Raw genomic sequence first — 18,501 nt, 5'->3', positions numbered from 1 at the left:
ACTCGTCCGGGTCAGGGCGGGACAGTGATGGGCGTATCAACATGCCAGCGATTCAGGAAGAAATTAATAAACTGCGTGGCGTTAAAAATAGCTCTTCTGAAAATCCAGTGACTGACACCTCGCCCAATAATGCAAGCGCAGGTTCAGCAGCTTCGCTGAAAGACAGATACGCGGCCTACCTGCTGGCGACCAGAAACCAGGACGAAATCGATCATATGCAATCCGCAGGCATACCTGACGATGAACTGCAGGACGACGTGAATACCCCGGAATTTGCCGCATTCAATCGCCGGCTCGATGCTGGCAATGTGAATGTCAGTGGCCTGTATGACAAAGCCAAAAAAATTGCTGACCGGCTAAATGCGCCAGCTGGCGAAAGAGAGTTTACAGATTCCCGCTACGAAGCAGCACAACAACGTACACCGGAAGAAGCCCAGGCATTCAAAGAAGAAATTGCGGCAGCAACAGCCCGCCATTTCTTTGATCTCTTGAAACCAGACACGCCAAGAGATACCGATTTTAACGAAAGGCGTTTTGACAGCAAGGGCGAACCTGATGATGAAGAGCTGGATAGAAGAAGTACGAAAAAACTGCACGACGACATCAGCAGCATTGTCCAGAAAATTGACCAATTGTCGTCGCCCAAGAAAGATGATACGCAGCCGCTACCGTCAGTTGAACTCAGTAAATTACCTAATTCCAATGGAAACGGTTTTAAAATAATTGATGGATACAGACCCTATTTTGATTCTGCTGTAGAAAAGACTGGCGTTGATGGAGCAAGTCTGAGAGCCATTGCCAAAACGGAATCAGGGGGGGAGAAAAATCCTGCCATTGCTCGTTCAGGGGAAAGCGCTGTAGCCCCAAGTGGTGTCATGCAGATTTATGGGCCTACCTGGACGGGTACCGTAAAAAATCATAAAGAGTTGAGTCAATACAAAGACTTTGAAAAATACAGATCAGACCCAGAGGTGAATATTCTGGTTGGTGCCTATGCTTTCCAGGACATCAGAAAGTTAATCAACATTCCAAGCAGTGACCCGAATTTTGAAAAATTGTCTTTTGCTGCCTATAACGCCGGTCCGGGTACAATCAACGATGCCCTCGAAAAAGCCAGAGCAGACCATCAGAGCGACCCAACATCGGTTGTATTGGATCCAAAATATCTTGAGCCAGCGATAAAAAAAACAAAAATATACAGCTATTACCTGACAGGTGGGGGAGGTGACAATAATCCCTATAACCCAGGCAATCCTGGTGCCTCAGAAGAAAAAGCAGAGCAATGGGCAATTAAGGCCAAGTTGAAGGAAGTTTCGGAATATGCTCAAAAGGTATTGAATTACAGAAAAAAAGAGCAATAGAACCTTGCTCAATTTAATTGCAGTTATCCCCTTTTTTTCAGCATCCTGCAAAAAAAGTATTTTCATGACTGCATGAAGCCCTTACTCCCCACGCTCGCATCGCCAGGCAGGGGAGTAGTCAACCTGTTCACTTCATTCACCCAGGCTTCATACCGGTCTCCCTGCCACCACAGGCTTGCCCTGCCTCGTTCGGTCGCCAGCTTGCTGGCGGATATATCCATGCATCACTCGCTGACATCGCTACAACAATAGCGACTACCCAGTAAACCACGCCAACTACGCGTCATCTGTTATCAGATGTGAACAGATTTTAACCTGATGCCACATGATGCAGTTACCCATCGATGCCCAACAAAACAGCGCGCCAGACAAAGCAAGGCGCGGTAGTCACCTGTTGAGCAAACGCAAGAGGAAATACAGGATGTACGCAAGCTACAGAGTTCCTTATTCGATTGACCCCTATGCCGATGACAACGTCGGTACTGAACAAATACCAGAACACGCCTATCCACAAACAGACGTCCAGCAAGAGGCATTGGCCCAGAAAACAAATGTCATCGACGATTTTCTCCGTCAGCTCGCCATGCACATTGCCGGCGGCACCGGCATTATTTCACGCCCGCCGGGTGCAGATCTGCTGGCCCGGGACAATGCCAGCTCTGACACCTCCCCATCTTCATCCGACGATGATGCAGAAGAAGCGGGCGACAGGCATAACGTCCCAGAAGATAAACAAACACCAGAGGAAATACCGGACCCACCGCAGGAAAGTAAAGCACGCGTCATCAGCCCAGAGCTACGCAATGAAATCGACAGAGTAAAGGGAATCAAGCCTGATGCGGTTGGGAATGCCCTGCGCGACAGCTTGGCTGAAAAAAATACTGGCGCCGGGACTAGTCCATATGGCTTAGCTAAGCCAGGCGAAGGTATGGATTTTTCTGTTCACAGTGAAGTACCTGCGCAAACTTTATACGGCGATGATTATCGAGTGCAGATGACTGGAAGTTATGATGATTACCCAGGCATCGAATTCCTGGATACCCCTCAAGGTAAGAATGGGATGCCTGCGGGAACTACTATAGTAAAGAAGTCCTCAGGGATTAGTCTGTTTAAAAATGTTCGTGACTCATTGCCTAAATATCAGTCGACCGTTGATAACATGCAATCGCGAGATGTATATCAAATAGTTGCAAACTATGAACTTGAAGATGGTAAAAGAGTAAGTAACGGTCCGGCCTTTTATACTGCATATAATACGGTAGCGAAAAGAACAGATTATGTAATTGGCGTTGATGACCTATCTAAATTCTTGCAGTCAGCAGTGGGTTATCGAATGAAAGCGGACTTAGATGCAGCACCTGGTTATATTAAAGAAGGTAATGCAGCCGCTGTATCTTTGGCTGATGGTGAATTTGGCGCGACTGCGCGGCATTTCGGAAATGCTTGGGGTGATGCTGTAACTTCCCCTGATTGGTGGCTATGCGTTGCAGCAAACTTTGCCGGTGGAGCGATGGCGAAAGAATCTGCGCTCTTGGCTCAAGAAGCCAGGATTGCTCATGCTAATAATTCTCGCGCAGCTACATACAACGGTGATGAAAAATCTCCTTATTTTATAGGGCCACGTATAGTTGAAAGTGTTGATACTACTCCTTACATTTTGCTGAAAGACACAAAAACAGGAACTGATTCAATTCCGTTGTTTATCACGGGAGATGATGCTATAAAAAAGCAATGGATCGTCAAAGCCAATGGTTATACTGGACAGGACTTAGGAAATGTTAGTGACCCGCTTGCTGCGATCAAGAACATAGTTCAAAATGGATTTGAACAGAAAGGGAATAATGCCAATTTCTGGGATCATAAGTATCCGGATTCAACCGCCTTGCTGAGTTCATATGAACCAAGTAAATATCGAGGTGTTTCTGGAAATGCTGAAATTCCGCTCAAAAATTTCATATCCAATGGAGACCCTGACAGTTATTTCGTTCGGTTCGAAACTTCGGGACAAATAGGATATAACATCGATAAAATTTTTGAAGATAATCAATGGAAGCTTTCAGAGCCGCGTAAAAATTTAATAAGTCAGAAAAAATATTTTAATGAAATTGAATTCTCTGTAATAAGTAGGGATGCAAATAAACATCTTAAAAATGCCCGACTTTTTTATAAAGATGCACAAGGGAAAATAAAAGATATGGGGGTACTATGGATGAAATAAATGTGAATGATCAGGAATTTTTACGTGCAAGATGGAATACTGCAGATGGAAGGCGACGACTCAAAGAAATTTTTCAACAGAGATTTTTTTTGGACTCCATTGAAAAGAAAAGAAATGCTATTGACGACCAAGCTAATCTAATCAGTGATCTTCGAGGAATCGATATGCAACATTTGACGTTGAACCATTTTTTATTGTTTGATACAGATATTCGATGGGGGAATTTTGGATATTCAAAGCTGGAAGGGCCTTTTCAAGACGTTGACCTGACTTTTGCTAATTTTGAATGTGCAAATATTTGTGAAAGTTGTTTTTGGAATGCGAAAATGTTGAATTGTAATTTTAAGGGCGCTGAAATTCGAAATTCAACGTTCGAAGGTGTCGTAGCAACTGGCACATCTTTTGAAAGTGCAAAATTTGATGACGCAAAGTTTTTCTCTTCAGATTTAAGAAATGTAAATTTTAAAGGGGCGATATTCATGAATTGTCAATTTTATTCGGTGAAGCTCGATGTAAGGGATAAGGCTTTTTGGAATACGTTGAATAAAGAATGTATGTTTCATAATATTGAATGGTGTTAATTAGCCTGTTAATGAAATGCGCTAAGTTTGGTGCGAGTAAATAAAACTGCTAGCCTTCGCGACGGACTTCAGGGCAGGCATATTCAGCACTATGTCCGTCAAAATCAACTCGATAGTGCGCACTGAGGTGTACTGTCAATAGCGGATACTCATGTTCTAAGCTGCCTTGATTGCCAAGACGCGTGTAACGCATTGAATTTTTGATACCTTGCATCTTGCAAAAAAAGTATTTTCATGATTACATGAAGCCCTTGTTCTTCATGCTGGCATAGTCATGGTGGGGAACAGCAAGCCTGTTTATTAGGACTTACGAAAAATTGTCCCAGCAAGGCTATCGCTTCCAGGAAACCTCCCTTGCAGGGGAGGTTTGTTACGTCGGCAGGCAACATGTTGCCTGAAACCCCGACTACACCTATCGCTTTTAGGAAACCTCCCTTGCAGGGGAGGTTTGTTACGTCGGCAGGCAATATATTGTCTGAAACCCCGACTACACCGTAGCGACGAAGACAGTACGAACAGTACGCGGCTCCTAGGAGAGGAGCTGCAACGCAGCTGGGGCGGTTTTGCGTAAGTCCTATTTATTTTATTTGCCCGGACTTCATGCAGATCACCCGCCACTTCAGGTACTTCCTTCCGCATTTATTCGCCAGCTTGCTGGCGGGTATATCCATGCCGTCACTCGCCGACAATAGCAAAGCTGATCAGGCGACAGCTGCAGCTCCTCTTACTCCCCATTCTGCCTATACTCGCCATCTGGTGACCGGTTCACTCACACGTGACCATATTGCCGCGCTTGATGCGGCGCTGGCAGCACATCCAGATTTGAAAGAAATCGAACTGATCGATATCCCCGGCGCATCCGGCATCGCGCCAGAGATCGCCTACCAGTTTCAGTGGCGCATCAATCAGCATCAGTTACATACCTTTGCCCGTGGCGAATGCGCGTCTACCTGCGCCTATAAACAGGACCAATTACCTACCGTCCTGGCGGAGGGAATGATACCCCAGCAATGGAATTACACCCAATCTATGATGCGATGGGTAACTATTCAGGAACTGAGTGGGTACCGGTAGATAACACACCAGTACATGACCCGGTTGGCGAAGCGATCGTGCGCGCATCCAGGGCCGCTGGTAAAGACCCGCTGGAAGCTGGCAAGGGGTCGTTAAAAAGTATCTTGAACATAGGCCCTGGTCTAATTAACTTACCCATCGCGGGTACCAAGTTGGCTACCGAAGGATACCTGGCAATTGGCAACCAATTCGGACTGGTACCAAATGACATCTATCAAACCTTCCGCGATTCGCAACCATGGCAATTGCATACCTGGACACCAAGCAATGATGCGCAACGCTTTGGGCAGTATGGGACCGATGCAACCATGGCTGCCGCAGGAGGGGCTAATGCCTGGAGTAAGGCTGGTAAAACAAGTGCGCTGCGTGATGCAGAACAGTTGTCGTCGTATGGGGCGAATAGTAGCGGTGATATGGTACAGATGTACCGGGGGACTGATCGCTATCTCGAAAACGCGAACTTCAACGAATCGGGACATATACTTAGTGACGCGACCAATCGTGCCTATGTTGAAACAGGAAGCCTTGAAAAGGCTTACAATCATGCTTCCGAAACACATCAAAAATGGATTGATATTTTCGGAAATGAAGCATCCTATGTTGAAAATCACTCGGCATTAGGGCTTGAAATTAGTCGTGCGAATGGTGGTTTAGAACGAACCTTCGTATCACTGACTGACAATCTTGCTAAGGCAAAAAAATTTGCGAACGGTGGACCTGTCTACGGCGGTATGGTGCCGAGGTCAAGCATACTGCAGCAAACATTGACAACATCCGGCGAGCGAGAATATCTCGTACGCTATGGGACTAATTATCTAAAACCATTGGGACAGTGACTTATTATGAATTTACCGCACCCAGAGTTAATAGAAATTTTTGTTGATGGTCAGCCGACGATAATTCCGACGAAAGCCGGCTGGGCCATGCTCGTCAATGATCCCGTCTTGGATGACCTGCCGCTCTATTCTGAAGGGATGAAAAAATTATTTGAGAAAAATCTTGATTTTGTTGAAAGCCATATAGATGAATTTTCGTTGGGACTATATCGATATGGAAAAATTGCTTCTTGGTTGATAGTGCCGCTTCTAAAAATGCAGAATAAACTTCAACGTGTTCAAATTGAGAAATTGAGTTGTGGACATTGCGATTGGAGTGGAATGGCAGCAAATCCGATTGAGGGTAGTTTATTTTATTGGCCAGATCGCAATGACGCAGAGTTAGAAGCGATGGCAATTCCACAAACTTGCTGTCCAAAATGTAATAGCGTTTTGCCTCGCCCAGCCATATGGGTAGAAGATATTTTCAGAAAATCAACATGAAGACAAATTTTGCAAGACCGTCATGGAAGCCAACGATTGTTCCTGACATTAAATGGACAGCAGAGTATTTGTCCAAATACTTGGGTAATAGACGCTTTACGATGTTCAAAAACGGAACATGTGTAGTTTGGCCGGATTCGCTCGAATTGAGCCAAGCCGATTGCGAGCAAAGTTTATTGTCAGTCGTTGCTCACTCGCCCGATTTTAAAGTGCGACGGGGAGGGGATGGTGATTTCTTGGTCACGTTTAAAGGAGGGGTTGGTGGGATTGTGCCAGGTAGTCTTCTATCCGAGAATTTTTCGACTTTACGTGCTGAAGCAATGTCACTGGGAAAGCTTCCGTCGGAAACATTGCAATGTGAAGGCGACGATGGTCAGCTTGAAATTGAGTTGATTGCGGGTTTATACGTTCGGGCTCGACTCTATCTTGATGTTGAAGGCATCAATAGTTAACCAGCAATGATGCCCAGCGCTTCGGTATGTATGGGACCGATGCAACCATGGCTGCCGCAGGAGGGGCTAATGCCTGGAGTAAGGCTGGTAAAATAAGTGCGCTGCGTGATGCAGAACAGTTGGCGTCGTATGGGACAAAGACGGCAACGTTCGCAGCTGATGAGGTCCGGTTACCACAAAGCTCGGTATCGTTTCATAAAGTGGATCGCGTAACCGGCCAAACCTATACTTATGATGATCTTGTCGCCAGTATGAAAGAAAAAGGATGGCAGGGTGATCCAGTTGACTTGGTGCGTATGCCAGACGGAAAGCTTACCAGCATGGACAACACTCGTATAACTGCTGCTAGAGAGGCCAAGATTGGTGTTCAAGGTGTGGAGCGGAGCTACGGCGAAGCGTTAACGCCAGAGATTCAAAATGCTCGCGGCTGGAACGACTACAACACTTGGGGAGAGGCGATCACCGCCCGCATCAATAACCAATCGAAGAGTTTTAGCACTGCAAATCCACACGGTTCCCCTAATTCGCCTCGCATTAAAGGAAAACCATAATGAGTAAGTTATTTTTTTACGATTCACCTATTCTCCCCGCCGGATTCAGTTTTCCGAAGCATTATTTGGAGCTGGCTCAAGGTCATGATATTCCCGATCTTGAGCCATGGGGGTTTTTGTTCTTGAATATGCCTAGTTCACTAAATTACTATGGTGCTATGCTTCAGAAATATCCGGATAATCCATTGATCCCCTTCGCAATCATCAATGATAAGAGCGGTTTTTATAACGGCGGGTACGTGGTGTTGGCGTGTTTTGACGGCGATGACAAAAGCGGGGATCCGAAGGTCTATTTCCACGATTATTCAAATCCAAAACGAGTTGATTGGGCTGATAGGTATTTTCTGCCCAATTTTTCCGAGTGGCTGCGCGTCGCGGGAGAGGAATCCGCACGTTACAAAGCGGAACGCGCTGAGGAAGAGTAATTTTATTCGATGATAAAGAGAGTTGGTACGGCATTGGTTAGCCAAACATCATTCTCAGCCTGAAAAAAATTATGGCCTTGTTCATACATGAGTAGGGCTTTAATTTTTAGCACCACTGATTTGCCATGCCTCTGGCCAACGGCAAGCGCGGTCAGTTCGTCTTGCGACAGATGCACGTACTGGCGAGAGCCGGGCAGCAGTCCGACTTTTTGAATAGATTCCATAAAACGCGTGGCGGTGCCATGGTAAAGAAATTCGGGTGGCAGCTTCGCCACATAACTGATGTTGAATGTCTCGGTGGAATGTCCTTGCATGGCACGAATGCGCAGACCATCCTCAGAAATAGTGAAGCGCTTCTTGTCGCTACTTGTAACTATGGTTTGAATCATGTCGTAGTTGAGCTGTTTGTAGGAGTTGTGAAATGCTATTGAATGTATCTTCCGACGAGGACGAGATTTATTTATTTGAGCGAGTTGTTTCTCATCTTCAATCTCGTTATAAGTATTTGCCGGATGACGCCGTTGAGTTAGTGAACGCCTATTATGCAAATTTTACAAATCCTGTTTTTTGTGAAAAATTCGGTATTCCTGTTCAGAATGTTGATTTTTTCTGTCACATGGAGGCGAATGCAATGGCAGATCGGATTCATTACTATCAAGGACTCGCTCATGTTCCAGATGAACGCGCTTTTATCGACTGGCAAAAAAAAATTTGGACTTGATTTATTTGGAGAGCAAAAATGGCGGTTCTGATTGAAGCAATATCTGTTGTGCTTCGTTGTGAGTCTATAGTAAAGAGGTTTTCTGGAGGTGTTGAACATTTTATGTCTTCAATTCCCAATAAAACCCTTTGCTCCGATGGGGAACTGGCGTCTGTTAGTTTTATGGTCCCAGCAGATGTAAAGAACTACGTTGAATATTTGGTTAGGCAAGGCTTGGTTTTTAAAAATGACGCAATTGCTATGGACTTGGTTGTAGTAGATCAGAGACATGGTATGACAATCTGATTGTGATTGGGCCATTTTTGGGGAGGCAGATTGGAATAATAGTCCGAAATGCCCTATTTCCGTTTGTCAATATTTTCAAAGTAATATCAAGCATGTCGTTGTGCCAGAAGGATGGGATTATGCGTCTTCTTTGAGCGCGGCTAGTAACTTTGTTGATGGAGAAAATATCGCCTCTAGTTTAAAGTTTGTCCGGCGCGAGGGAGATTCGGACGTACTCTTTGATGAAAATACAAGACAAGAGTTTTTTGTGAGGCGGTCGTAAGAAAATAGATGAGGTTGCTATGAGTATTATGAGTAATTTGAAAAATGAGTCTAGTGAGTTGATGATTGATGAGCAGTTAGTTATGGTTATAACCTAAACTTATTTGACAATTTACCCGGCGCACAGGCCGCGCAGGTATGGGATACCGCGTCTGTCCGATTTGCTGAAGGCGCTCGCGGTAATGTTAACGTGTTCAATAAAGGCGCGACACAAATAGGCCCTTACCGGTAGATAACACACCAGTACATGACCCGGTTGGCGAAGCGATCGTGCGCGCATCCAGGGCCGCTGGTAAAGACCCGCTGGAAGCTGGCAAGGGGTCGTTAAAAAGTATCTTGAACATAGGCCCTGGTCTAATTAACTTACCCATCGCGGGTACCAAGTTGGCTACCGAAGGATACATGGCGATTGGCAACCAATTCGGACTGGTACCAAATGACATCTATCAAACCTTCCGCGATTCGCAACCATGGCAATTGCATACCTGGACACCAAGCAATGATGCACAACGTTTTGGGCAGTATGGGACCGATGCAACCATGGCTGCCGCAGGAGGGGCTAATGCCTGGAGTAAGGCTGGTAAAATAAGTGCGCTGCGTGATGCGGAGTAGGTGGCATCGTATGGGGCTAATCCAGAAGCACTCTATCGTTTAGGGACGCCAGCTACGCCGCTTGAACGCACATTTGAGCACGCACTAAATCCTCAAAAGTATGTCGAAGATATTGCGGGGCATTACAACATAAATTTAAGTGGGTCGGGGCAGAAAATTGAAGTTGTTTTTGATGAAACTCTTGCTCCAGGCAAGTTGGGGGTGACTTATGCGTCAGAAGGTGGGAGGGTTATTCGAGTAGGGCCAGGCGCGTTAGTAGATCAGGAGACAACAGCAAATACAATAGCTCATGAGTTAAGTCATGCTCGTGATTATCTACGTGGCGCACATAAACCACACGGTGATGCGAATTCCGTTGCTAATCGTACTCCGTATGGTTCTGGGAATGCATTGCAAGAATGGAGAGAAGGTAAACGATGAATATCGCTGAAAATTTTTGGAAAGGTGTTCCAGTTGAAAAAATGACTCAATGGCAGACTACCTTTGATGGGCAAGTTGACATACTTATAGGATTGCCTTGTCCTGTTTGTGGTGTGACCAAATTGCGTCAGTATTACCATCTTGAGAAAAGCCAACCGGCAGTATTACAAGGAAGGTCGTTCATTGGTCGAGGCAGTTATTGGTCGTGGTGTGCAAATTGTGGTACGTATGAACATGCATCTAGTTTCGTTCCTGCTGAATGGAAGGGGGTAGTATTGCCAGTAAATCACGCTATGCTAACTCCATTACCCACAGAGTTAGAATATGCGGTCTTAGCATTGCCACCTAAGGCATAGTTTGTATGATGTGATGCGTTGATGTATTACAGGGAGCATCTGATTAAGTTCTAATTTTCTTGAACTTCAAAAGCATGTGTTTTTGAAATAAAAATGTATGGGCAAGAATATAACTTTAGGAGAAATTGTGGTCGATTCCTCTTATGCTTACCTGCTCTTGTGTGATTTATCGCGTATAGTCTTTTGCATGCGCAATTGTGTTTGCTGGCCATGAATAGATTCGACGTAAGCGAACACCCGTCCCATCTATGAATTGATATTCAGTTTGATGATACTTCAGTTTTTTAAACTGAGGAAATCAGGATGACACGAGAAGAATGCAGAGCCTTGTGGCAAGAGCGAATCAATCAATGGCATCAAAGCAGTTTGCGACTGGCGACATTTGTTCGCCAGCATGCGCTCGATATCAAGCGTTTTGCTTACTGGCGCATTGCGTATTCAACCTGTCAGCCCACAAGTCTATGCATCTACCCCATCTGCACCTACCACCTGCCTGAGCATCACCAGCCTTGGCGGTTGACGTATTACCTTGCCAACGACCTTGCCTGTTGCCTGGCCAGACGGCAGCACGCTTACTGAAATTGCTCGTGCGAAGTGGGCAAAAAAATTTGGCGGAAATTGAGATGAAAAATAACGAATTAGGGCAAGAATTTGATAATGCCTTCCAACTCTTTTGGGATTCCTTTCTTGAAATTCATCCAAAAGAAGCTTGGCCAAGTTGGTTCCGTACACATACGACCTACGGCGGACATAATGAAGGTGCTCGTCGTTGGCGGTTCTCCTTCACAGCAGGCCCATCTTCAGCGTTAGCTAACGGGGACTCATGGGAAGAGACTAAGAATGGTGGATATATTCTGGCCCGAATTGACCCAGAAACAAATGAGAAACGGTACGTTATTTCAAACGTACCAAGTGTCGTGATTACTATTTTCGAAGCAGTTGTTGATCTTGCTGAAGGAAGGAAATTGTTGGGATAATGCACCCACCGAGAGCTGGTTTAATAGTTTCAAGAATGAGCGTTATCATGGAATTCGTTATACAACCCATGATGCAATGAAGGCAGCAAGCTTTGAATATATTGAAGTGTTTTATAATCGAACCCGCCAGCACTCAACATTAGGTTACCGCTCGCCGGTTCAACATCTGGAAGATTGGATGAAGAAACAAAATCAAGAGAATCTGGCTGCATGACATTCACCTGGTGGTGAACTAATTACCGAGGGAAGCTCACATGTGTAGTTTGGCCGGATTCGCGCGAATTGAGCCAAACCGATTGTGAGCAAAGTTTATTGTCAGTCGTTGCTCACTTGCCCGATTTTAAAGTGCGACGGGGAGGGGATGGAGATTTCTTGGTCACGTTTAAAGGAGGGGTTGGTGGGATTGTGCCAGGTAGTCTTCTATCCGAGAATTTTTCGACTTTACGTGCTGAAGCAATGTCACTGGGAAAGCTTCCGTCGGAAACATTGCAATGTGAAGGCGACGATGGTCAGCTTGAAATTGAGTTGATTGCGGGTTTATACGTTCGGGCTCGACTCTATCTTGATGTTGAAGGCATCAATAGTTAACCAGGAATGACGCACAACGCTTCGGGCAGTATGGAACCGATGCAACCATGGCTGCCGCAGGAGGGGCTAATGCTTGGAGTAAGGCTGGTAAAATAAGTGCTGTGCGTGATGCGGTGCAATTGGCGACCCTTGAGCAACAAGCAGCAGACTTAACTATGTTTAATCAAAAGTCTGCAGCACCGGCTAGCGGGTCTGTTCAATTTGGGCAAATTGGTGTTTCACCTGAATTCAGTAATGCCGGTCGTTTTAAAGGGGCGTTAGTTAGTGATGTCGCTAAATCCATCCGATCTGGCGAGATTGCCGTTAGCGATATTCAAATCAATACCATTCGGTGGGGTGGACAGAGGGTAGCTGTCAACAATCGCTCACTTACTGCTTTAAGTGAAGCGGGCCATTCGCCTACAAATATAGTTGATATTACGAGCGCGATCAGCAAAGATTTGGGAAATTCAGATAATATTTTTGCAGTGATGCAAAGGTTACGTGAAATGAATTTCAAACCATCCCCGCAGATTGGAGTAAGACCTCTTGGTAGTACGAGGCAAACACCTCCTGCCTATATCGTGAAAATTCTTGGAGAATAAACAATGAACGAAATCACATATCCATTTGAATTGATTCCGAGTGCTTATGGAACAAAATTGAAATTTTATGGTGAAGAAGAAGGGCGGTGGACTATTGACTTAAATGTACAAATGCAGAAAGATGTTTCCGAAAAACGGATTCAGCTTACATTTATCGGCGTGACGCAAGCGCGGATAAACGACGATTTTGATCGACATATTTCAGGTAAATATCTATTTATGCAGATTGGCAATAGCTCATGGGTGGACTGTTTTCTGGATTCTTATGTTCAAGAATTCGGAAAGAGCCTTCTTCCTGTCGTCAAGAACATGCAACACTTCATTGTACGGGGTCATGAGTCATCCATTGGTATTTTAGCTAGAAAAGTTGAGTGTACGACCATCAATTGATGGGATCTAGAATTTGAACCGATATATTTCTTTTAGGACTTACGCAAAACCGCCCCAGCTGCGTTGCAGCTCCTAGTCGTACTAAAGTACTGTCTTCGTCGCTGACGCCTTGCTGGGACAATTTTGCGTAAGTCCTATCTTTGATAGTGCAGAAGAGGTAAATCGTTTGTTGCATGAGAAATTAAATAAAAAATAAACAGCCCAAACACCCGAAGCACTGAGGTGTACTGTCAATAGCGGACACTCATGTTCTAAGCTGCCTTGATTGCCAAGACGTGTGTAACGCATTGAATTTTTGATACCTTGCATCTTGCAAAAAAAGTATTTTCATGATTACATGAAGCCCTTGTTCCCTATGCCTGCATAGTCATGGCGGGGAGCAGCAAACCTGTTCAATTTATTTTGCCCGGACTTCATGCGCCCCATCCCCCATATCAGGATTTTCCTGCCCCATTTATTCGCCAGCTTGCTGGCGGGTATCTCCATGCCATCACTCGCTGATAATAATGGCCGTGATCAAGTCAAAACATTCGCCTCAATCCAATAAGGCGATTATGCAAGCACCTTCCATTTATATAAAACACGATTTTCTTTCTGCTGCGGATGCTTTATTCATGCAACTCAAGAATGAAGTCATCTGGGATGAAAGAATGCGCGCCCGAAAGACGGCCAGCTTTGGTGTTGCCTACGACTATTCGCAAATAGAATATGAAGCCGCGGAGATGCCGGATTTCTTGCAGCCTATCTGCCAAGCGATAGAAAGCGAGTTGGGTTTCTTGCCGAATAATTGTCTGTTGAACTTTTACACCGACGGCAATTCATCCATGGGTTTTCATTCAGATTCCACCGATGATTTGGCAGAAGGAAGCGGTGTGGCCATCATTTCGCTTGGCAGCCAGCGCCATATCACTTACCGCAATAAGGCTGACAAAACCCAGGAATTTATCTGCCCGCTACCGCCGGGCAGCCTGTTGTATATGTCAGCAGCAATTCAAAACGACTGGTTGCATGCGATTCCCAAGGAGGTCGGGGCAGGTGAGAGGATCAGTATGACGTTCAGGAAAATTCTGAACAAGGCTGAGTCAAGGCTCCTGCAGAGCCTTGATCGATAAACTGGCTTACAGCGCCGTCCTCAAAGCAAACAATTCCGGGAACAGGACTACGTCCAGCATCTTGCGCAGGTAGCTGACGCCGGGGGTGCCGCCGGTGCCGGTTTTGAAGCCGATGATGCGTTCTACTGTGGTGACATGGCGGAAGCGCCAGATGCGGAAGGCGGTTTCCATGTCTACCAGTTTTTCTGCCAGTTCATACAATGACCAGTATTGCTCTGGTGTTTGATACACCTTCAGCCAGGCAGCCTTGACGGATTCATTGGCGACCACACCCTGTGACCAGTCGCCTTGCAGGCGTTCTGCGTCTATCGTAAAGCCCTGGCGTGCCATCAGCATGATGGCTTCATCGTAGATGGATGGCGTGCGCAGTGCGGCATCCAGTGTGGCATGGATCTCGGGTTTGCTTTCATGTACCGCCATCAGGGTGGCTTGTTTATTGCCCAGCAGGTATTCCAGCTCACGGTATTGATGTGACTGAAAACCGGATGATGCACCCAGGTAAGGGCGGATGGCGGTGTATTCGCTCGGTGTCATGGTGGACAAGACATCCCAGGCATGCACCAGCTGATCCATGATGCGGGCCACGCGTGACAGCATCTTGAATGCCGGTGGCAAATCATTATTGCGGATGTGCTGGCGCACGGCATGCAGTTCATGCAGCATCAGCTTGATCCACAGTTCGCTGGTCTGATGCTGGATGATGAACAGCATTTCATTGTGATTGGGCGAACGCGGATGCTGGGCCGTCAAAATCTGGTCCAGCCCCAGATAGTCGCCATAGCTCATGGATTCGCTAAAATCCAATTGCGCGCCATGCCAGGACATAGGACATTTACCAGCTTGCTCGTTATTACTCATGATGTTTCCTTAAAATTCTTTGCACATAAAACCCTTGGCCACAGAGGTCTTAAAATCAAGTCACCGCATTCCGCTGTGCTGTCGTATCGTAATCCTTGCTGTCAAGAATTTCGCGCAAACCCTCTGCCGCATCCCAGACATCGACGTAGCGGGTGTACAGGGGCGTAAAGCCAAAGCGCATGATGGCGGGTTCACGGTAATCGCCGATGATGCCGCGTTGTATCAGTGCCTGTATCACCGCATAGGCGTGCGGGTGTTTGAAGCTGGCCTGGCTGCCGCGTTGCTGGTGCGGGCGGGGGGTCACCAGTTCCAGCGGATGCGTGGCACAGCGGGTTTCTACCAGGTTGATGAACAGGTCCGTCAGCGCCAGTGATTTTTTGCGTATGGCTTGCATGTCGGTCTTGCCGAAGGTATCCAGGCCACAGCCTACCATCGCCAGCGAGGTAATTGGCTGGGTGCCGCACAGGGCGCGGCGTATGCCCGGGGTCGGTATAAAGCCAGGGTTCATGGCGAACGGGCTGGCATGGCCCCACCAGCCGGATAAGGGGTGATGAAACGCTTCCTGATGGCGTGCTGGCACCCAGATAAACGCGGGTGAACCAGGGCCGCCATTCAGGTATTTATAGGTGCAGCCGACGGCGAAGTCGGCATGTGCCACATTCAACTGCACAGGCACGGCACCGGCAGAATGCGCCAAATCCCACAACATCAATGCACCATGCTGATGGGCGAGGGCGGTGACGGCAGTCATGTCATGCAAATAGCCGGTGCGGTAATTCACATGCGTGAGCATCACCAGCGCTGTGCTGTTATTGATGACTTGCGGCAGTTCATCCGGCGAATCGATCAAGTGAATCTGGTAACCACGATCCAGCCAGCGGGTAATGCCTTCCGCCATATAGATATCGGTAGGGAAGTTACTGCGCTCGGTGATGATGGTTTTGCGCTGGGTCTGTGGCGACTGTATCTGCAAGGCCGCAGCAATGGCCTTGAACAGGTTGACTGATGTGGTGTCCGTCACCACAACTTCATTCGCTTCGGCACCGATCAGTGGTGCCAACTGATTGCCCAGTGTGGATGGCAAATCAAACCAGCCAGCGGTGTTCCAGCTCTTGATCAGGTCGGTGCCCCATTCTTTGGTGATGACATCTTGCGCTCTTTGTAGCGCAGCCTTGGGGCGGGCACCGAGCGAATTGCCGTCCAGGTATATCACGCCGGCGGGTAAATCAAATTCTTCACGCAGGGCGGCCAGCGGGTCTTGCTGATCTAGCTTTTCGCAATCGCTGCGGTTGATTGCGGTGATAGTGGTGGTGGTGGCGGTGGTTTGTGTCATTGGTGCAGACTCCTGAGGATGGCGCGTACCGGGCTGGCATCCAGTCCGGCGAGTTTTAATGGCAGGCAAATCAATTCATAATCCCCGGCGGCGATGTCATCGAGGACGATGCCTTCCAGTATCGCCATCTCATGTGCTTTCACACGCAGATGGGCATCCAGGGTTTTGGATTCTTGCGGGTCCAGCGAGGGGCTGTCTATGCCTATCAGGCGCACGCCGTGCTGGGCCAGCAGGTCGATGGTGGCCGCTGCCACGCTGGGGAAATCGCTATCCCACTTCATCTGCGGTGCATTGACATAGGTACGGAACAATACCCGTTGTGGCATTTGTGCCAGAAATGGCTGCACATGTTCCGGCAAGACCTGGGCCACACCCATGCAATGGATGACGCGGCAATGGCCGATATAGGTGCTGATCGCTACTTCATCAATCGATTTGCCAGCGGCGTCGTAATGCGAAGGCGCATCACAATGCGCGCCGGTATGGGTAGACATGGTGATCTTGCTGACCTTGACCGGGCAGCCATCGGCAATCTGCCAGGTGGTTTCGGCACTATAGGCACTGTCACCTGGCCAGACCGGTATGCCAGGCTGTATGGGCGGGGTGATATCCCAGATATGTGGGGCGGGTAGAGACATGCTGACTCCTGTAAAAACATGCAGAGATTTTATGCCGTTTTGCCTGAATAGTTCTTGCAAATTGCCACATTAAAAACTATATTTATAGAATAAACTGCGTCAAATTTGTTTAATATTGATAGATAATGCAGAAACTTCTTTGTGCGTCGCGCAAAGACACCATGTTGTTTGTGTTTTTGCAATTATTCAGCGAGTTGATACTCATTAGCCATAATAGAAGAAAAAGACCGCTCACCACAGAGGCACAGAGGAAGGAAAGGCTGCTTGCAATCAGTCTTTCCTTCCTCTTTGCATTTCTCTGTGCCCCTCTGTGCCCCCCTGTGCCTCTGTGTAGAGAGGTCTTATCCAAAATAGGAGAAACTGATGCAGCTCGACGCTACTGATCTTAAAATCCTCCAGCAGTTGCAGGCTGATGGCCGTATGAGCAATCAGGATCTGGCTGACAAGGTGTTCCTGTCGCCTTCATCTTGCCTGCGCCGCGTGCGTATGCTGGAAGAGGCCGGTGTCATCCATCATTATTGCGCCGTGATTGACGCCGCCACTGTCGGGCTGGAAGTGGATGCCTTTGTCCAGGTCACCATGCGGCGCGATGTTGAGCAATGGCATGAAAATTTTTCGCAAGCCCTGCAACAATGGCCAGAGGTCGTCGGTTCTTATATCATTACCGGTGACGCCAATTACCTCTTGCGCGTGCGGGCACGCAATCTCAAACATTATTCTGCTTTTGTGCTGGAACGCCTGTACAAAACCACAGGCGTGCTTGATATCCGTTCCAACATTGTCTTGCAGACGCTCAAGGATACGCAGCAGATCGCTACCAGCCTGCTGGTGGCAGCAGAATAATTTAAGTCAGAAAAAAACAAGCCTATGATTTCTTTTGACATTGATAATTACCGTTACAACCTGCGTGCTGCCGCCCTGATCCTGAATGGTGACAGCGTCTTGCTACACCAGATAGAAGGTGATGATTTCTGGTTCGTGCCGGGTGGCCGTGTGGATGCGGGTGAGCTTGCCGCCGCCACCATCGTGCGTGAAATGCAGGAAGAACTGGCAGAGGCAGTGACTTGTGAAAAACTGCTGTGGACCGTGGAAAATTTCTTTACCTATCGTGGCCAGAAGCATCATGAACTGGGTTTGTACTTTCTAGCCCGGTTGCAGCCAGAATCGCGTCTGCTGACCACACCCGGCCCATACAGCGGCACCGAAGGCAAGTTGAAATTGCATTTTGACTGGTTCAAACTAACAGATTTGCATCAACTGGACATCCGCCCATCTTTCCTGGCCAATGCCTTGGCCGAACTGCAACATAGTACGGAACACTTTGCGGAACACATTGCGCAACATATTGTGCAGCATGAAAGTGAATGATACGCTCTGCATAATTA

General features: G+C 47.2%; 28 protein-coding genes and 1 pseudogene. 23 read left to right on the top strand and 6 right to left on the bottom strand.

Annotated elements, in window-relative coordinates:
• Positions 1-257 precede the first annotated feature (257 nt).
• Entirely contained in the window at positions 258-1,361 is a 1,104-nt protein-coding gene (locus tag AC1RVX_RS08360; RefSeq protein WP_493216106.1) for a transglycosylase SLT domain-containing protein, read from the top strand.
• Between the two features lie 62 nt (positions 1,362-1,423).
• Here the strand turns inward: AC1RVX_RS08360 and AC1RVX_RS08355 are convergent, their stop codons facing one another.
• Complete coding sequence (locus AC1RVX_RS08355) at positions 1,424-1,582, bottom strand: hypothetical protein (protein ID WP_493216105.1); 159 nt, start codon at positions 1,580-1,582, stop codon at positions 1,424-1,426.
• A gap of 104 nt (positions 1,583-1,686) precedes the next feature.
• Between AC1RVX_RS08355 and AC1RVX_RS08350 the strand changes: the two genes are divergently transcribed.
• The 8 genes from AC1RVX_RS08350 (at position 1,687) to AC1RVX_RS08315 (ending at position 7,981) form a co-directional block, all read left to right on the top strand.
• Complete coding sequence (locus AC1RVX_RS08350; protein ID WP_493216104.1) at positions 1,687-3,579, top strand: hypothetical protein; 1,893 nt, start codon at positions 1,687-1,689, stop codon at positions 3,577-3,579.
• Complete coding sequence (locus tag AC1RVX_RS08345; RefSeq protein ID WP_493216103.1) at positions 3,567-4,160, top strand: pentapeptide repeat-containing protein; 594 nt, start codon at positions 3,567-3,569, stop codon at positions 4,158-4,160. Before AC1RVX_RS08350 ends, AC1RVX_RS08345 begins: the two co-directional genes overlap by 13 nt.
• Positions 4,161-4,760: 600 nt before the next feature.
• Positions 4,761-5,234: a hypothetical protein gene (locus AC1RVX_RS08340; RefSeq protein WP_493216102.1), complete on the top strand. Its 474-nt coding sequence runs from the start codon at positions 4,761-4,763 to the stop codon at positions 5,232-5,234.
• The gene (locus tag AC1RVX_RS08335) at positions 5,171-6,070 is read left to right on the top strand and encodes a hypothetical protein (RefSeq protein WP_493216101.1); all 900 of its coding nucleotides are present in this window, start codon (positions 5,171-5,173) and stop codon (positions 6,068-6,070) included. Before AC1RVX_RS08340 ends, AC1RVX_RS08335 begins: the two co-directional genes overlap by 64 nt.
• 6 nt (positions 6,071-6,076) lie before the next feature.
• A complete protein-coding gene (locus AC1RVX_RS08330) occupies positions 6,077-6,553 on the top strand; it encodes a hypothetical protein (RefSeq protein ID WP_493216100.1) in 477 nt (158 codons plus the stop codon).
• Complete coding sequence (locus tag AC1RVX_RS08325) at positions 6,550-7,005, top strand: hypothetical protein (protein ID WP_493216099.1); 456 nt, start codon at positions 6,550-6,552, stop codon at positions 7,003-7,005. Before AC1RVX_RS08330 ends, AC1RVX_RS08325 begins: the two co-directional genes overlap by 4 nt.
• Positions 7,006-7,052: 47 nt before the next feature.
• The gene (locus AC1RVX_RS08320) at positions 7,053-7,556 is read left to right on the top strand and encodes a hypothetical protein (protein WP_493216098.1); all 504 of its coding nucleotides are present in this window, start codon (positions 7,053-7,055) and stop codon (positions 7,554-7,556) included.
• A complete protein-coding gene (locus AC1RVX_RS08315) occupies positions 7,556-7,981 on the top strand; it encodes a hypothetical protein (protein WP_493216097.1) in 426 nt (141 codons plus the stop codon). The genes AC1RVX_RS08320 and AC1RVX_RS08315 overlap by 1 nt, the downstream gene beginning before the upstream one ends.
• A 2-nt stretch (positions 7,982-7,983) precedes the next feature.
• Here the strand turns inward: AC1RVX_RS08315 and AC1RVX_RS08310 are convergent, their stop codons facing one another.
• Positions 7,984-8,409 carry an RNA 2'-phosphotransferase gene (locus tag AC1RVX_RS08310; protein ID WP_493216238.1) on the bottom strand — a complete coding sequence of 142 codons (426 nt, stop codon included), beginning with the start codon at positions 8,407-8,409 and terminating at the stop codon, positions 7,984-7,986.
• On the opposite strand from AC1RVX_RS08310, the gene AC1RVX_RS08305 reads away from it, so the two are divergent.
• The 11 genes and pseudogenes from AC1RVX_RS08305 to AC1RVX_RS08255 all read left to right on the top strand — a co-directional run bounded on the left by AC1RVX_RS08305 (position 8,403) and on the right by AC1RVX_RS08255 (position 13,175).
• On the top strand, positions 8,403-8,702 hold the full coding sequence (locus AC1RVX_RS08305; protein ID WP_493216242.1) for a hypothetical protein: 300 nt from the start codon (positions 8,403-8,405) through the stop codon (positions 8,700-8,702). The two genes, AC1RVX_RS08310 and AC1RVX_RS08305, sit on opposite strands and share 7 nt — an antisense overlap.
• Before the next feature lie 18 nt (positions 8,703-8,720).
• On the top strand, positions 8,721-8,987 hold the full coding sequence (locus AC1RVX_RS08300; RefSeq protein WP_493216096.1) for a hypothetical protein: 267 nt from the start codon (positions 8,721-8,723) through the stop codon (positions 8,985-8,987).
• A gap of 531 nt (positions 8,988-9,518) precedes the next feature.
• Positions 9,519-9,860 (top strand): hypothetical protein, encoded by a 342-nt coding sequence (locus AC1RVX_RS08295; protein WP_493216095.1) that lies wholly within the window; start codon positions 9,519-9,521, stop codon positions 9,858-9,860.
• Entirely contained in the window at positions 9,861-10,280 is a 420-nt protein-coding gene (locus AC1RVX_RS08290; protein ID WP_493216094.1) for a hypothetical protein, read from the top strand.
• On the top strand, positions 10,277-10,636 hold the full coding sequence (locus tag AC1RVX_RS08285) for a hypothetical protein (protein WP_493216093.1): 360 nt from the start codon (positions 10,277-10,279) through the stop codon (positions 10,634-10,636). The genes AC1RVX_RS08290 and AC1RVX_RS08285 overlap by 4 nt, the downstream gene beginning before the upstream one ends.
• A 303-nt stretch (positions 10,637-10,939) precedes the next feature.
• Positions 10,940-11,215, top strand: coding sequence for an IS66 family insertion sequence element accessory protein TnpA (tnpA, locus tag AC1RVX_RS08280; protein WP_493216092.1), 276 nt, complete (start codon positions 10,940-10,942; stop codon positions 11,213-11,215).
• 44 nt (positions 11,216-11,259) lie between these two features.
• Positions 11,260-11,613 (top strand): hypothetical protein, encoded by a 354-nt coding sequence (locus tag AC1RVX_RS08275; RefSeq protein ID WP_493216091.1) that lies wholly within the window; start codon positions 11,260-11,262, stop codon positions 11,611-11,613.
• Positions 11,591-11,827, top strand: a pseudogene (locus AC1RVX_RS08270) (IS3 family transposase); the annotation flags it as partial. The gene AC1RVX_RS08275 and the pseudogene AC1RVX_RS08270, both read left to right, overlap by 23 nt.
• 68 nt (positions 11,828-11,895) lie before the next feature.
• Positions 11,896-12,201 (top strand): hypothetical protein, encoded by a 306-nt coding sequence (locus AC1RVX_RS08265; protein WP_493216090.1) that lies wholly within the window; start codon positions 11,896-11,898, stop codon positions 12,199-12,201.
• A 47-nt stretch (positions 12,202-12,248) separates the two neighbouring features.
• Entirely contained in the window at positions 12,249-12,785 is a 537-nt protein-coding gene (locus AC1RVX_RS08260; protein WP_493216089.1) for a hypothetical protein, read from the top strand.
• Positions 12,786-12,788: 3 nt separating this feature from the next.
• Entirely contained in the window at positions 12,789-13,175 is a 387-nt protein-coding gene (locus AC1RVX_RS08255) for a hypothetical protein (RefSeq protein ID WP_493216088.1), read from the top strand.
• A 333-nt stretch (positions 13,176-13,508) separates the two neighbouring features.
• On the opposite strand, the gene AC1RVX_RS08250 is transcribed toward AC1RVX_RS08255, so the two are convergent.
• A complete protein-coding gene (locus AC1RVX_RS08250; protein ID WP_493216087.1) occupies positions 13,509-13,661 on the bottom strand; it encodes a hypothetical protein in 153 nt (50 codons plus the stop codon).
• Positions 13,662-13,789: 128 nt separating this feature from the next.
• Here AC1RVX_RS08250 and AC1RVX_RS08245 point away from each other — a divergent pair, with 128 nt between their 5' ends.
• Positions 13,790-14,287 carry an alpha-ketoglutarate-dependent dioxygenase AlkB gene (locus AC1RVX_RS08245; protein WP_493216086.1) on the top strand — a complete coding sequence of 166 codons (498 nt, stop codon included), beginning with the start codon at positions 13,790-13,792 and terminating at the stop codon, positions 14,285-14,287.
• A 6-nt stretch (positions 14,288-14,293) separates the two neighbouring features.
• Here the strand turns inward: AC1RVX_RS08245 and kynA are convergent, their stop codons facing one another.
• The 3 genes from kynA to kynB are packed head-to-tail and all read right to left on the bottom strand — an operon-like array spanning position 14,294 to position 17,116.
• Entirely contained in the window at positions 14,294-15,145 is an 852-nt protein-coding gene (kynA, locus tag AC1RVX_RS08240) for a tryptophan 2,3-dioxygenase (RefSeq protein ID WP_493216085.1), read from the bottom strand.
• A 55-nt stretch (positions 15,146-15,200) separates the two neighbouring features.
• Entirely contained in the window at positions 15,201-16,478 is a 1,278-nt protein-coding gene (kynU, locus tag AC1RVX_RS08235; protein ID WP_493216084.1) for a kynureninase, read from the bottom strand.
• Positions 16,475-17,116 (bottom strand): arylformamidase, encoded by a 642-nt coding sequence (gene kynB, locus AC1RVX_RS08230; protein WP_493216083.1) that lies wholly within the window; start codon positions 17,114-17,116, stop codon positions 16,475-16,477. Before kynB ends, kynU begins: the two co-directional genes overlap by 4 nt.
• A gap of 363 nt (positions 17,117-17,479) precedes the next feature.
• Here kynB and AC1RVX_RS08225 point away from each other — a divergent pair, with 363 nt between their 5' ends.
• Positions 17,480-17,959, top strand: a complete 480-nt coding sequence (locus AC1RVX_RS08225; protein WP_493216082.1) for an Lrp/AsnC family transcriptional regulator — start codon at positions 17,480-17,482, stop codon at positions 17,957-17,959.
• 24 nt (positions 17,960-17,983) lie between these two features.
• Positions 17,984-18,484, top strand: coding sequence for an NUDIX hydrolase (locus AC1RVX_RS08220; RefSeq protein WP_493216081.1), 501 nt, complete (start codon positions 17,984-17,986; stop codon positions 18,482-18,484).
• Positions 18,485-18,501 lie beyond the last annotated feature (17 nt).

This window comes from Undibacterium sp. GW821-FHT11B02, from assembly GCF_058808955.1.
The sequence above is the reverse complement of the archived record's forward strand: the minus strand, read 5'-3'. Positions and strand labels throughout refer to the sequence as shown.